General features: G+C 61.7%; 16 protein-coding genes. 15 read left to right on the forward strand and 1 reads right to left on the reverse strand.

The features are described 5' to 3' along the window. Positions 1 to 106 precede the first annotated feature (106 nt). The 15 genes from Q0349_RS08075 (at position 107) to gap (ending at position 13,900) form a co-directional block, all read left to right on the forward strand. Positions 107 to 454 carry a hypothetical protein gene (locus tag Q0349_RS08075; protein WP_298080357.1) on the forward strand — a complete coding sequence of 116 codons (348 nt, stop codon included), beginning with the start codon at positions 107 to 109 and terminating at the stop codon, positions 452 to 454. 136 nt (positions 455 to 590) lie between these two features. After that, the gene (locus Q0349_RS08080) at positions 591 to 1,352 is read left to right on the forward strand and encodes a sulfite exporter TauE/SafE family protein (protein ID WP_298080358.1); all 762 of its coding nucleotides are present in this window, start codon (positions 591 to 593) and stop codon (positions 1,350 to 1,352) included. A 27-nt stretch (positions 1,353 to 1,379) separates the two neighbouring features. Next, positions 1,380 to 2,144, forward strand: coding sequence for a hypothetical protein (locus Q0349_RS08085; RefSeq protein WP_298080359.1), 765 nt, complete (start codon positions 1,380 to 1,382; stop codon positions 2,142 to 2,144). A gap of 43 nt (positions 2,145 to 2,187) precedes the next feature. Continuing rightward, on the forward strand, positions 2,188 to 2,964 hold the full coding sequence (locus Q0349_RS08090; RefSeq protein WP_298080360.1) for a Sua5/YciO/YrdC/YwlC family protein: 777 nt from the start codon (positions 2,188 to 2,190) through the stop codon (positions 2,962 to 2,964). A 218-nt stretch (positions 2,965 to 3,182) separates the two neighbouring features. After that, a complete protein-coding gene (locus tag Q0349_RS08095; RefSeq protein ID WP_298080361.1) occupies positions 3,183 to 3,824 on the forward strand; it encodes a phosphoribosylanthranilate isomerase in 642 nt (213 codons plus the stop codon). Continuing rightward, on the forward strand, positions 3,805 to 5,001 hold the full coding sequence (gene trpB / locus Q0349_RS08100; RefSeq protein WP_298080362.1) for a tryptophan synthase subunit beta: 1,197 nt from the start codon (positions 3,805 to 3,807) through the stop codon (positions 4,999 to 5,001). The genes Q0349_RS08095 and trpB overlap by 20 nt, the downstream gene beginning before the upstream one ends. A gap of 19 nt (positions 5,002 to 5,020) precedes the next feature. Beyond that, positions 5,021 to 5,890, forward strand: coding sequence for a tryptophan synthase subunit alpha (gene trpA, locus Q0349_RS08105; protein WP_298080363.1), 870 nt, complete (start codon positions 5,021 to 5,023; stop codon positions 5,888 to 5,890). Further along, a complete protein-coding gene (gene accD, locus Q0349_RS08110) occupies positions 5,887 to 6,861 on the forward strand; it encodes an acetyl-CoA carboxylase, carboxyltransferase subunit beta (protein ID WP_298080364.1) in 975 nt (324 codons plus the stop codon). Before trpA ends, accD begins: the two co-directional genes overlap by 4 nt. Continuing rightward, positions 6,858 to 8,111: a folylpolyglutamate synthase/dihydrofolate synthase family protein gene (locus Q0349_RS08115; protein WP_298080365.1), complete on the forward strand. Its 1,254-nt coding sequence runs from the start codon at positions 6,858 to 6,860 to the stop codon at positions 8,109 to 8,111. The genes accD and Q0349_RS08115 overlap by 4 nt, the downstream gene beginning before the upstream one ends. Further along, entirely contained in the window at positions 8,108 to 8,737 is a 630-nt protein-coding gene (locus Q0349_RS08120) for an SPOR domain-containing protein (protein WP_298080366.1), read from the forward strand. The genes Q0349_RS08115 and Q0349_RS08120 overlap by 4 nt, the downstream gene beginning before the upstream one ends. A gap of 30 nt (positions 8,738 to 8,767) precedes the next feature. Further along, complete coding sequence (locus tag Q0349_RS08125) at positions 8,768 to 9,439, forward strand: CvpA family protein (RefSeq protein ID WP_298080367.1); 672 nt, start codon at positions 8,768 to 8,770, stop codon at positions 9,437 to 9,439. A 131-nt stretch (positions 9,440 to 9,570) separates the two neighbouring features. Beyond that, positions 9,571 to 10,476 carry a DUF2268 domain-containing protein gene (locus tag Q0349_RS08130; protein WP_298080368.1) on the forward strand — a complete coding sequence of 302 codons (906 nt, stop codon included), beginning with the start codon at positions 9,571 to 9,573 and terminating at the stop codon, positions 10,474 to 10,476. Between the two features lie 52 nt (positions 10,477 to 10,528). Continuing rightward, positions 10,529 to 11,707, forward strand: coding sequence for an O-succinylhomoserine sulfhydrylase (locus Q0349_RS08135; RefSeq protein WP_298080369.1), 1,179 nt, complete (start codon positions 10,529 to 10,531; stop codon positions 11,705 to 11,707). 53 nt (positions 11,708 to 11,760) lie between these two features. Beyond that, on the forward strand, positions 11,761 to 12,819 hold the full coding sequence (locus tag Q0349_RS08140) for a metallophosphoesterase (RefSeq protein ID WP_298080370.1): 1,059 nt from the start codon (positions 11,761 to 11,763) through the stop codon (positions 12,817 to 12,819). Positions 12,820 to 12,892: 73 nt separating this feature from the next. Continuing rightward, on the forward strand, positions 12,893 to 13,900 hold the full coding sequence (gene gap, locus Q0349_RS08145; RefSeq protein WP_298080371.1) for a type I glyceraldehyde-3-phosphate dehydrogenase: 1,008 nt from the start codon (positions 12,893 to 12,895) through the stop codon (positions 13,898 to 13,900). 108 nt (positions 13,901 to 14,008) lie between these two features. Here the strand turns inward: gap and Q0349_RS08150 are convergent, their stop codons facing one another. Then, the gene (locus Q0349_RS08150; RefSeq protein WP_298080372.1) at positions 14,009 to 14,176 is read right to left on the reverse strand and encodes a hypothetical protein; all 168 of its coding nucleotides are present in this window, start codon (positions 14,174 to 14,176) and stop codon (positions 14,009 to 14,011) included. Positions 14,177 to 14,224: the final 48 nt, after the last annotated feature.

Here is a 14,224-nt window from a genome sequence, read left to right on the forward strand (position 1 = left end):
TGCGGGGGAGGGGGAATTCTTGGGCTGTTTCTGTTTTATTCCACTATACATACACCCTGAGCGCTCAAGTGTATGTAAACCATCCCACCAACACCCGCGACCAACCATGAACACCATCCTCCTCACAGCCGATGCCCTGCTCCTCATTACCCTGCTGGTGCACGCCATCATGGGCGACCGCGACCTCAAAGCCATCGAACCCGACGCAAACGACGACCAAGGCAAACAGCGGGAAGCGTGGACGCTGGCGCGCTGCACCTTCCACTGGGTCACACTCGACCTGCTCCTTGCCACCACCGCGCTGACGCTGATTAACTTCACCAGTTACATCCGCCAGCCGCAAACCGTGCTGCAATTCCTTGCCACTTACCTCGCAGGCTGCGCCGCATTCTTCCTTGCCACCGTCGCCCTGTCGCGGCCATTCCGCCAAAATTACCTGCGCCTCGGCCAATGAATACTGCTACTCTTCCTCGCCGGATTGATTTACTTTGGCAGCCGCTGACTGACCCGGCCTGATTACCCGTTTACATACACCCCAAGCGCTCAAGTGACTGTAAACTGTCCCGCCCCCCATAACCCCCCGCACACTCATGGATTTACAACTGCATCACTACCTCCTCATCACCGCCCTCGGCGTCATCTGCGGCGTCATCAACGTCATGGCGGGCGGCGGCTCTAACATCATCCTGCCCGTGCTGATGATGATGGGCTACCCGGCGCAAGTCGCCAACGCCACCAACCGCGTCGGCATCGCCCTGCAAAGCATCGTCGGCGTGCGCGGCTTCCTCCGCGCGGGCAAACTGCCAACGCACGACCTCACCGGCATCATCGTGCCGACCATCATCGGCGGTATCTGCGGCGCCGTCATCGCCGCTTACGCGCCGCACCAAATCATCAAACCGCTGCTGCTCAGCACCATGCTGGCAATGGCGGCCATCATGCTCTTTGTGCCGTCGGTGGTGATGCCGCCGCCCGGCACCGTGCCGTTTACCGTCAAACAGGCGGGCTGGCGCGCCTGGTTCTGGCTGTGGCTCGGCGGCGTGTACGGCGGCTTCGTCCAAGCAGGCGTCGGCTTCGTGCTGATTACCGCCATCGCCGGCTGCCTGCGCTACGACATCGTCCAGTCGAGCGCCTTAAAACTCGTCTGCACCCTCTTTTTCACCCTGGTGGCGCTCGCCATCTTCGTCTGGCGCGGCCAGGTGGACTGGACGACCGGCCTCGTCCTTGCCGTCGGCAACATGATTGGCGCACACTACGGCGTCCGCCTCGCGGTCAAGGTCAAACCCAAAACCCTGAAATGGGTGATGTTCTTCATGACGCTGGTCGCCGTCATCGCCGCTTTCCTCAAATAACCTTTCATCATTACAGGAGAAACTGCCATGAAGAAAAAACTGGCTCTCGCTACTACCCTTGCGCTCACCGCATTATCATCGCTGGCATACGCTGACGGAAAAGGCGCTGCACTTTATGAAGCGGCCGAGAAAACGACAATATGTAGTGAAAAATTCTTTGGTCATGTCGAGTATGACGAGCCATCAAAAAAAATACTTTATTGCAAGCCTAAAGCATTTAATGAATACGTAAAGCAAGTATTGTCGCGAACTAAGAATAACAAGAAGTTATACGATAGAACCATTAAGACCATACAAAAAGCATTTGAAAAATATGGGACGTGGCATGGCGCAGACTGGGATCTCAATAAAAAACAAACAGAATTTTTCTTAAATAACATTGAATTCATTATTCGCATTGAATTTGATGCCAATAGTAAAACGCCTCTACTTGACCCAGAACTTCTCGTCTCATTTATTAGCGACAAGAGCAATGAGGTATATTATTTGTCATCAGCAATTGGTATAGATGATGAAATATGCGGAAAGAAAAATGCCAAGTACTGCAGCAGTATGCTGAATTCACAAATCCAAAAAATTATTTACGAAAGCATCTTGCAAAATATCGATAAATTTTCATCCGTAAGTTTCCCTAAAAACCTTAGTGAAGAAATGGATATAATTTTATCCTATCTCATACCCACAATTGCCTCTTCAGAAGGTAGAACAGAAGCACCCATTGATTTCAAAACCGGGAAATTTCTCATAGACGACGAACCGCCGAAAAAACCCGCCAAGAAAAAGCACAAATAACCCGTTTTCCCCACCCTGAAACCCAAACCCAAAAGGAGTCCCCATGACCCAACACACCCACTGGAACAAAACCCTCTCCGCCGAAGGCCTCGCCGCGCTGCAACAGCCGGGCGGCGTCATCGTCTGCCCGACCAAAGTCGGCTACATCATCATGGCGACCGACAAGACCGGCCTTGAGCGCAAATTCGATGCCAAAGAACGCAAGCGCAACAAACCCGGCGTCGTCCTCTGCGGCAGCATGGAGCAATTGCGCGCGCTCGCCCAACTCAACCCCGAAATCGAAGCCTTCTACCAAAAACACTGGGACGAAGACATCCTCCTCGGCTGCATCCTGCCGTGGCGCGCAGACGCCAAAGCCGCACTGCCGCAAGACGGCCGCGACGAACTGATGATGGACGGCCGCGGCACCAGCTGCTTTGTCATCAAATTCGGCGTGCCGGGCGAACAACTGGCAGAACACCTCTGGCGCACCGAGGGCAAAATGATCTACGCCTCCTCGGCCAACCCCTCCGGCAAAGGCAACCGCGGCAAAGTCGAAGGCATCGGCGAGCGCATCGCCAGCAAAGTAGATCTCGTCATCGAGGCGGACGACTACGTCGCCTCCATCCAGCCGGATAAAACCGTAGAAACCCGCTACGAACAAGGGGTGATGGTGTCGATGGTCGATAAAAACGGCGCACTGGTGCCGGAACAAAAAGGCGAACGCTCGGTGCAACCCTGCCCGGTGGTCATCCGCAAAGGGCTGGACATTGACCGCATCATGATGCACCTCGCCGACAGCTTTAACACCTGGGATTACCGCCACGGCGAATATTACTGACCAAAAACCGGCGGGGATTTCCCCGCCATTTCATTTATCGCCCGTAGGGTGGGGCTTGCCCCACCATGAATGTAGCGAATAACCCGCCATGTGAAAAATGGCGGTCGTTTTTTCGGTGGGGCAAGCCCCACCCTACCCCGCACAGAAATACCGATTTACATACACCTTGAGCGCTTCCGTGTATGTATATTTCCCGCTAACCCAACCCCAAAAACCCGATGCACACCCGAATCAAAATCTGCGGGCTGACCCGCGCTGACGATGTGAAAGCCGCGATAGATTGCGGTGCCGATGCCCTCGGTTTTGTTTTTTTTGAGCGCTCGCCGCGCCATGTCACCCTCGCGCAGGCGGAGCGGCTGCTGGCGCTGGTGCCGCCGCTGGTGAGTGCGGTCGGGCTGTTTGTTGATGCGCCCGCCGCTGTCGTGCGCGAGACGCTCGCCGCGTTGCCGCTGGATCAGTTGCAGTTTCATGGCGTGGAGTCGGCGGATTTTTGCCGCCAGTTTGGCCGCCGCTGGTTCAAGGCGGTGCCGATGCGCGATTTGCCCGATGCCGCCCGCGCCGCCGCCTGGCTCGCCCGTTACCCGGACAGCAGCGCTTTTTTGTTTGATGCGTTTGGCAAGGCGCAGATGGGCGGCAGTGGCGAGGCGTTTGACTGGTCGCGCTTGCCGCCAACCGACCGCCCCGTCATCCTCGCCGGTGGCCTGCACGCGGGCAATGTCGGCGACGCCATCCGCCGTTTCCGCCCGTTCGCGGTCGATGTTTCCAGCGGCGTGGAAAGCGCGCCGGGGCAAAAGTCCTCTGTTAAAATACGCGCTTTCTTTTCCGCCGTAAGGAATGCTTATGAATCAATCACTCCCTGACGCCCGTGGCTATTTTGGCCGCTTTGGCGGGCAATTTGTCGCCGAAACGTTGATGCAGGCCGTGCTGCAACTGGAATCTGCTTATCGTGCCGCGCAGGATGACCCTGCTTTTTGGGCGCAGTTCCGCGCGGAGCTGGCCGATTATGTCGGCCGCCCGTCGCCGCTGTATTTCGCCAAACGCTTGTCGGAAAAGGCAGGCGGCGCGGAGATTTGGCTGAAGCGCGAGGATTTAAACCACACCGGCGCGCACAAGATTAACAACACCATCGGTCAGGCACTCTTGGCGGCCCGCCTCGGCAAGCCGCGCGTGATTGCGGAAACCGGCGCGGGTCAGCACGGCGTGGCGAGCGCGACGGTTGCCGCCCGCCTCGGCCTGGAATGTGTCGTCTATATGGGCGCGGATGATGTGCAGCGCCAGGCGCCGAATGTGTACCGGATGAAGTTGCTCGGCGCGACGGTCGTCCCGGTGACGGCGGGCAGCCGCACGCTCAAGGATGCGCTGAACGAGGCGTTGCGCGATTGGGCGGCGAATGTGGACAACACGTTTTATATCATCGGCACCGCCGCCGGCCCCCACCCCTACCCGGAGCTGGTGCGCGATTTTCAGAAGGTCATCGGCGAGGAGGCGAAGGCACAGGCGCAGGCGCAGTTTGGCGCGCTGCCCGATGCGGTCGTCGCCTGTGTCGGCGGCGGCTCGAATGCCATCGGCCTCTTTTATCCGTTTTATGACGACCCGGTCGCGCTCTATGGCGTTGAGGCGGGCGGGCATGGCGTCGAAACGGGCGAACACGCCGCGCCGCTGACCGCCAATGCCCCGGTCGGCGTGCTGCACGGTAACCGCACTTATGTGATGAGCGACGCGGACGGGCAAATCGCGCAGACGCATTCGGTTTCTGCCGGGCTGGATTATCCTGGCGTCGGCCCGGAACACGCCTGGCTCAAGGAAACGGGGCGGGCGCAGTACGTCGCCATCAACGACGATGAAGCGCTCGCCGCCTTCCACGACCTCTGCCATCTCGAAGGCATCATTCCCGCGCTGGAATCGGCGCACGCTGTCGCCTACGGCCTGAAGCTGGCGCGCGAGCTGGGCGCGGGCAAACGCATCATCGTCAATATTTCCGGCCGTGGCGACAAAGACATCAATACCATCGCCGCCCGCGACGGCATCACCCTGTGAGGCAATCATGATTCAATTTTTGCAACGACTCTTCGCGGCAAAACCCGCAGAACGCGAGACGCCGCCCGCCGCCCCGCAACCGCGCCTGCCCGCACGCTTCGCTGCGCTGAAGGCGCAACAGCGCAAGGCGCTCATTCCCTACATCAGCGCGGGCGACCCCGACCCGGCGCAAACCGCCGCCGTATTGCACGCGCTGGTCGCAGGCGGCGCGGATGTGCTGGAGCTGGGCATTCCCTTCTCCGACCCCGCCGCCGACGGCGAAACCATCCAGCAGGCGAACGAGCGGGCGCTGGCGCGTGGCGTCACCTTCGCGCAGACGCTCGCCATCGTGCGCGAATTTCGTGAGCAGGACAGCGAGACGCCGCTGGTGCTGATGGGCTATCTCAACAGTTTTGAGCGCGCCGGATTTGCCCGCGCGATGGACGACATCAAGGCAGCGGGCGGCGACGCGGTGATTCTCGTCGATTGCCCGGTGGAAGCGCTCGCCGACTACGACGCCGCGCTGCAAGCGAGTGGCATCACTCCCATCATGCTGGTCGCGCCGACCACTACCGCCGAACGCCGCCAAACCATCCTCCAGCACGCCAGCGGCTTCCTCTACTTCGTCTCCTTGCGCGGCGTCACCGGCACGCAGGAAGCACAGGCCGAAGCGATTGCCGCCGACATCCGCACCCTGAAAAGCGAGACCGACGTCCCGGTTTGCATCGGCTTCGGCATCCGCGACGGCAACACCGCGCGGCAAATGGCCAACCTTGCCGACGGCGTCGTCATCGGCAGCGCCCTGGTCGCCCGCCTGCACGCTGCCTTTGCCGCGAACGAAGCGCTGACTGATACCGCCACCGCCTTCATCCGCGACATCCGCGCCCACCTTGACCAGGAGCAAGCATGAGCTGGTTCGACAGCCTGATGCCGTCGCGCATCAAAACCTCCAACAAAAAACCCTCCGTCCCGGACGGCCTCTGGAAAAAATGCGACGGCTGCAACGAAGTCCTCTACGCGCAAGACCTCGAACACCACCAGCAAGTCTGCCCCAAATGCGGCCACCATATGCGCATCGGCGCGCGCAAACGGCTGACCCAACTCTTTGACAAAGATTGCGAAACCACCGAAATCGGCGTCGGCCTGCAACCCGCCGACTTCCTCAAATTCAAGGACAGCAAACGCTACCGCGACCGCATCAGCCAGGCGCAGAAAAAAACCGAAGAGCACGACGCGCTCGTCGCCATGAGCGGCCTGCTGTATGGCCGCCCGCTCACCGCCGCCGCCTTTGAATTTGACTTCATGGGCGGCTCGATGGGCTCCGTCGTCGGCGAACGCTTCGTCCTCGCCGCCGAACACGCGCTGGCAGAGCGCACGCCATTCGTCTGCTTCTCCGCCAGCGGCGGCGCGCGGATGCAGGAAGGACTGACCTCGCTGATGCAAATGGCGAAAACCAGCGCCATTCTCACCCGCCTCGGCGACGCCGGACTGCCCTTCATCTCCGTCCTCACCGACCCGACGATGGGCGGCGTCTCCGCCTCGCTCGCCATGCTCGGCGACCTCATCATCGCCGAACCGGGCGCGCTGATTGGCTTCGCCGGGCCCCGCGTCATCGAACAAACCGTGCGCGAAAAACTGCCGGAAGGTTTCCAGCGCAGCGAATTTCTGTTAGAAAAAGGCGCGATAGACATGATTATCGACCGCCGCCAGATGCGCGAAGAACTCGCCGCCCTGCTTGGAATGCTGATGAAAGCGCCGCCGCTGCCGCGCGCAGACGACGAAGACACCCCGCCCGTTGAAGAAACCGCGCCCGCCCCCGACTACACCGCTGCCGTCGCCGGCAGCAGCGAAACCGCTGCGGAGCCTGCAGAAAAACCATGAACCGCAGCCTGCACGAATGGCTCGCGTGGCAAGAAACCGCGCATGACAAAGCCTGGGATTTGGGACTGGAACGGGTCGGCGCCGTCTGGCAAGCGATGGGCGCGCCCCGCCTCGCCGCCCACATCATCACCGTCGCCGGAACCAACGGCAAAGGCTCCTGCGTCTGCTGGGTGGAAGGCCTGTGCAAAGCGCACGGCGTGAGCGTCGCCAGCTTCAGCTCGCCGCACCTGAACGACTACCGCGAACGCATCCGCTTTGACGGCGTCTGGGTACGCGAAACCGAACTCGTCGCCGCCTTTGAAGCGGTGGACGCGGCGCGCGGCGACATCTCGCTCAGCTACTTTGAATGGTCGGCACTCGCCGCCTTCTACCTCATTGCCCGCCGCCAGCCACAAGTCGCCGTCCTCGAAGTCGGCCTCGGCGGACGGCTGGACGCGACCAACATCATCGACGCCGACGCCGCCATCATCACCCGCATCGGCCTCGACCACCAGGACTGGCTCGGCCACGACATCGAAACCATCGCCCGCGAAAAAGCAGGCATCATCCGCCCCGGCCAGCGCGTGTACTTCCCTGACGCGCACCCGCCCGCCGCGCTGCAAGCACGCGCCGACGAACTGGGCGCGACGACCTACCGCTACGGCGACGCGCTGCAAGTCGTCGCACAGCCGGACAGCATCCAAATAACCGTCCCCGGATTTACCGCCCGCCTGCCCAAACCGCCGCTGATGCCCGGCGCGCACCAATACGGCCACCTTGCCGCCGCGCTCGCCGCCCTCGCCCCGTGGCTGCGCCTGGATGCCGCCCGCGTCGCCCATGCCGTCATACACACGCAAAACCCGGCGCGGCTGATGCAAATCGCGGGCGAACCGCGCTGGCTGTTTGACGTCGCCCACAACGCCGACAGCGCCGAAGTCCTCGCCGCCTGGCTGCACGATATGCCTCGCCACGGCCGCTTCATCGCGCTGTGCGGGATGCTGCGCGACAAAGACCACCACGCCATCTACCGCCACCTCGCCCCGGAAATCGACCAATGGATACTCACCGGCCTGCCCGGCGTGCGCGGAACAGACGTGGCGACGCTGGCCGCACACGCGCGCGAGGCAGGCATCGCCGCGGAAAAATTGCTATCATGCGAAGACATTAACACCGCCTGCCAACAAGCCTGCACGCTGGCGCGCGCAGAAGACACCGTGGTCGTCTTCGGCTCCTTCGTGACCGTCGCCGCCGTACTGGAGAAACACACATGAACAAATGGACGCTCCGCCTGATAGGCCTGCTCATCGCGCTCGTCCTCGGCCTTGTCATCTTCGACGGTTGGTTCACGCCGGAAATCCCGCCCGCGCTGCAACAGGACATCTCGCTCGAAGTAAACGGCGAAAGCCAGACCATCACCCCCGCGCCGCTGCCGCCGGTCGCGCCGCCCGCCGACACCGCGCCACCACAGCCCGCCTTCGCCCTCGAATCCCTGAACGACGACAACAGCACGCCGCAGCCCGTACTCAGCAACCCCGGTTCGGACAAGGCCAAAGCGCGCGAAGCCGCCCAAATCGCCGCCAACCAAAAAACCGTCGCCAAAAACACCGCCCCGCCCGCCGAAGACAGCGCCCCCGCTGCCGCCGCACCACCCGAAAAAGCCAAACCGCGCAAAGGCGGCTCCTGGGTACAGGCCGGCGCCTTCAGCAGCCAGGAAAACGCCGAAAACCTGATGGCACAACTGCAAAAACGCGGCTGGCCGGTGGATACCGAACTGGCACAAGTCAACGGCAAAAGCGTCCACCGCGTCTTCGTCGGTCCGCTGTCGGCGGCGGACGTCAACCCCTACATCGACATCCTCGGCAAAATGGGCATCAACGCCCGCCAGGTCACCCGCTAACCCCTAAACCCACACGGAGAATACCCACACATGAACCTCGAAACCCTCAACTGGATTGACATCGCCCTCGGCGGCGCGCTCGTCATCTCGGCACTGGTCGGCCTGATGCGCGGCTTCCTCAAAGAAATCCTCTCGCTCATCGCCTGGGGCGTCGCCCTCTACGCCGCCTGGATGTTCGCCCAGCCTGTTGCCGAAACCTACGTCAGCAAATTCCTGCCAGACAAATACATCGCCTACGTCGCGGCCTTCGGCGGCATCTTCATCGGCGTACTCTTCCTCATCGGCGTGGTCAACCTGCTCATCTCGCAAGTGCTGAAAGCGACCGGCCTCGGCTTCCTCGACCGCCTGCTCGGCCTCATCCTCGGCACCGTGCGCGGCATACTCATCGGCGCACTGGTCGTCTTCGCCCTCAAATTCATGGTCGGCACCCCGGACAAACTGCCGATGTGGAAAGAATCGCAGCTTGCGCCGTACTTTGAAAGCATGGCAACCTGGGGCTACGAACAACTCTCGCCCAAAGCGCGCGAATGGATCGAAAACAGCCTGAGCGGCGAAAAAAAGCCCGCACGCACGGCCAATAACACCAACGCTGCCGCCCGCCCGGTTGTGGACGAAAACACCGGCGTGCTGCACGCCGTCCCGGCACAGACCACTGGCGGCGTCGAAGAACCCACCCTGAACGGCCTCGAATCCACCCAATAACCAGACAACGGGAGCGCAAGCTCCCGTTAAAAATTTCCGCCCCTCCTGTGGAGGAGCGGCAGGGGTGCTGACAAACCTCGCTGTCAAATAACCCCGTCTTGGCGCACACGCCGATAACCACCGCCCTGCAAATGAACATCGAACCCGTCCGTTCCGACAAAATCTACCAGACACTACTCACCCTGCCGAACGCCGCAAGAGACGCCTACTTCCGCGAACACCTCCTGCACCCCTTCAAACAAAAATTCTGGCAACAACAAATCCCCTTTGAAGCCAAACAACCCCACGGCTTCGACGCCATGATGCTGCTCGGCTGGGTACACCGTATGCCACAAGAACTCGGCGACGCAGACCGCGACGCCATTGTCGCCATCAGCGACGACACCCTATGGCAACAATGCGAAGAGACCCTCGCGCGCAGCCTTTCCCTGTTTACCCGGGCGGGCATCACCCTGGAAATTACCCACTACCGCTTCACCATCCTCATCGGCAAAACGGAAAGCCGCGTCTTACAACTGGGCAACGGCTACAGCGGCGACGGCGGCATCCCCGGCTACATCATGCTGTCGCTCATACCCAACCCCTACACCCTGTCGCGCCTGCCCGCCGCCATCGCCCACGAAAGCAGCCACAACGTGCGCTTCCAGCACATCAAATGGCAGCCGGAAAAAACCAACCTTGCCGACTGGATTATCAGCGAAGGACTGGCAGAAAGCCTTACCGAACACCTCTTTGGCGCGGAATACCTCGGCGCCTGGGTTACAGCGACCAATACCACCCAGCTGCAAACCCTCAAACCCGTATTCCACGAAAAACTCGCCCTGACCGGGATGCAAAAAATGATGCCCTACCTCTACGGCGACGAAATCGCCGCCTTACAGGGACAAGAACCGGTCGGACTGCCCTACGCGGCGGGCTACGCCTGCGGCTACCACCTGGTGCAGCACTACCTGAAAAAAACCGGACAAAACATCGTGCAGGCAACCATCACGCCGACTGCGGACATCCTCGCCGCCACAACAGATTTCTGGCACTAAACGCCGTTTACAAGCCCCTTCACCCCATTCCCCAACCTTCACGGAGCCTACCATGAGCCACAAAAAAGCCTTCGCCACCCGCGCCATCCGCGGCAGCCACTACCGCAGCCAGTACCGCGAACACTCGCCCGCGCTGCACCTCACCTCCTCCTTCACCTTTGAAAGCGCCGCCCAGGCCGCCGACATCTTTGCCGAACGCGAACAGGCCTTCCAGTACAGCCGCTTCGGCAACCCCACCGTGCAGGCCTTTGAAGAACGCATGGCCGACCTCGAAGGCGGCGCGCGCGGCACCGCCACCTCCACCGGCATGAGCGCCGTCCTGACGCTTGCGCTTGCCTCGCTGGAAGCGGGCGACCACGTCGTCTGCTCGCGCAACTGCTTCGGCTCCATTCTCAACCTCTTCACTAAAACCCTCGCCAAACTCGGCATCGAAACCACCCTGGTAAACCTCACCGACCTCGACGGCTGGCGCGCGGCGATGCGGCCCAACACCCGCCTCCTGTTCCTCGAAAGCCCGTCCAACCCGCTGCTCGCCATCGGCGACATCGCCGCCATTGCCGACATTGCCCACAAAGGCGGCGCCAAACTGGCGGTGGACAACTGCTTCGCCACCCCGGTACTGCAACGCCCGCTTGAGCTCGGCGCGGACTACAGCGTGCATTCCGCCACCAAATACATCGACGGCCAGGGCCGCGCGCTCGGCGGCGTCATCATCAGCAAAAACGAAGCAGACGGCACCGCGCTCTACCAACTGATGCGCGGCATCGGCACCGGCCTCGGCGCCTTTGAAGCGTGGCTCTACCTGAAAAGCCTGGAGACCCTCGCCCTGCGCGTGCGCGAACACAGCAAAAACGCGCTGCACGTCGCGCGCTGGCTCGAAGCACAGCCCGCCGTCGCCCGCGTGTACTACCCCGGCCTCGAAAACCACCCGCAGCACGCCCTCGCCGCCAAACAAATGCACGGCGGCTTCGGCGGCATGGTCAGCTTTGACCTCAAAGGCGGCAAAGACGCAGCCTGGCACCTCATCGACCACTGCGACTGGCTGTCCAACACCGGCAACCTCGGCGACGCCCGCACCATCATCACCCACCCCGACACCACCACCCACGCCCGCGTGGACAGCGAAGAAAAAGCGCGCATCGGCCTCGGCGACGGCGCCATCCGCCTCTCCGTCGGCCTCGAAGACGCGGACGACATTTGCGCCGCACTGGCGCAAGGGCTGCAAGGCTAAAAACAAGGCGGGGTAACCCGCCTTTTTCACATCCCCACAACCCGCCTGCCACCATGCCCCTCATCCAAACTCTCCCCGCGGGCGCGCTTGACATCATCGGCGACATTCACGGCCAGTACGATGCGCTGCAAGCGCTGCTGCACCACCTCGGCTACGACGAAAACGGCGCGCATCCGCAAGACCGTCACCTCATCCTCCTCGGTGACCTCGTGGACCGCGGCCCGGATACGCCCGCCGTGCTCGACTGGTACCAGCACGCACACGCCTGCGGCAACGTGCAGAGCATCCTCGGCAACCACGAAATCAACCTGCTGCTGGACGACGCCAAAGACGGCTCCGGCTGGTACTTTGACGCCCGCGCCGCACGCGATGCCGCCACCTATGCGCCGTGGCAGCACTACCCCGCCGCGCGCAAAGCGGCGCTCGTCGCCTTCCTCAACAGCCAACCGCTCATCTTGCAACGCGACGACCTGCGCATCGTCCACGCCGCCTGGGACAGCGACGCCGTCGCCCGCCTGCAAGCGGCGGCCACGGATGACCTCATCGCCCAACACCGCCTATGGGAAAGCGTGCTGGACGACCACGCCCCAGCGCAGCCGTGGTACGCCGCCTGGCAGGAAGAAACACGCCACGCGGACGCCCCCGACGACCCGGCGCGCCCGCCCGCCTTCCGTCCTGCCACCGCCGCACGCGACATTTACTACAGCCGTGGCAACCCGGTGCGCGTTCTCACCTGCGGCGCAGAAACCCTCGCCGCCGCGCCGTTTTACGCGGGCGGACGCTGGCGCTTCGTCAAACGCGCCGCCTGGTGGAACGACTACCGCGACGATACCGCCGTCATCATCGGCCATTACTGGCGCCGCTGGAGGGACGAAACCAACCCGCTCTTTCCCTTCCCGCCCAATCATTGGCATGGCGCGCACCATAACGTCTTCTGCTGCGACTACGCCGTTGGCGCCCGCTGGCGTGACCGCGCGAGCGACACCGCACCCGAACATTCCGCCTACCGCCTCGCCGCCCTGCGCTGGCCGGAAAAAACGCTCGTTTTTGACAACGGCGAAACCGCCGCAACCGTTGCGGATGCGGCAAATAACCCAACCCCGATAAAGTAACGAAACGGGCGCATCTCCCGCCGCCGTGCTATAATCGCGCCGCTTTTCAACCCACAACTCCAGGAGTGAACCTATGAGCATCAAAGTAGCCATTAACGGATTCGGTCGCATCGGCCGCCTTGCCCTGCGTCAAATGGACAAGGCCAAAGGCGTTGAAGTCGTTGCCGTCAACGACCTCACCCCGGCGGATATGCTGCTGCACCTCTTCAAATACGACACCGCACAAGGCCGCTTCCACGGCACCGCCGAACTGAAAGGCGATAACCTCGTCGTAAACGGCAAAGAAATCAAAGTCCTCTCCAATGCCAACCCGGAAGAGTTGCCGTGGGGACAACTGGGCGTTGACGTCGTTCTCGAATGCACCGGCTTCTTCACCAGCAAAGAAAAAGCCGAAAAACACATCAAGGCTGGCGCGAAAAAAGTCGTTATCTCCGCACCGGGCGGCAACGACATCAAAACCATCGTTTACAACGTCAACCACAAAATCCTGGACGGCAGCGAAACCGTCATCTCCGGCGCCTCCTGCACCACCAACTGCCTCGCCCCGATGGCGAAAGTCCTGCAAGACAAATTCGGCGTCGTTCAAGGCCTGATGACCACCATCCACGCCTACACCGGCGACCAAATGACGCTCGATGCTCCGCACCGCAAAGGCGACAAACGCCGCGCCCGCGCTGCTGCCGCCAACATCGTGCCGAACAGCACCGGCGCAGCCAAAGCCATCGGTCTCGTTATCCCCGAACTGAACGGCAAACTCGACGGCGCCGCCCAGCGCGTACCGGTTGTCACCGGCTCTTTGACCGAACTGGTCACCATCCTTGAGAAAAAAGTGACCGCCGAAGAAGTCAACGCCGCGATGAAAGCCGCTGCCAACGAATCCTTCGGCTACACCGAAGAAGAGCTGGTCTCCTCCGACATCATCGGCCTGAGCGAAGGCTCGCTGTTTGACGCCACCCAAACCCGCGTCATGACCGTCGGCGACAAACAACTGGTCAAAACCGTCGCCTGGTATGACAACGAAATGAGCTACACCAACCAGCTCATTCGCACCCTGACCTACTTCGCCAGCCTGATCAAATAATCCGGCATCCACGAAAAAAACCGCCCTCCGGGGCGGTTTTTTAATGGGCTGTTTATGGTTTATAGCCATCCACTGAAAGCCTCACTAATGGCATCGGTGGGGCGGTGTTCAACGCAGTTCGTCGTTGACGCCTTCCCAGCCGCTGTAGTCAAAGGGGCGGTCGTGGAAATGGGCGTCAAAGGCGGGCAGGACGCCGACGGCGGTGTCGCACCAGGTGCGGTAGTGCGCCCAGTCGTCCGCGCTGCGGTACTCCCACGCTTCGGCGATGTTAGCCATCCACCGAAAGCCTCATACGGTGTTGCGCCGCCTGACCGGGCACCCTAA

This window comes from uncultured Cardiobacterium sp., assembly GCF_938028185.1.
Classification (GTDB): domain Bacteria; phylum Pseudomonadota; class Gammaproteobacteria; order Cardiobacteriales; family Cardiobacteriaceae; genus Cardiobacterium.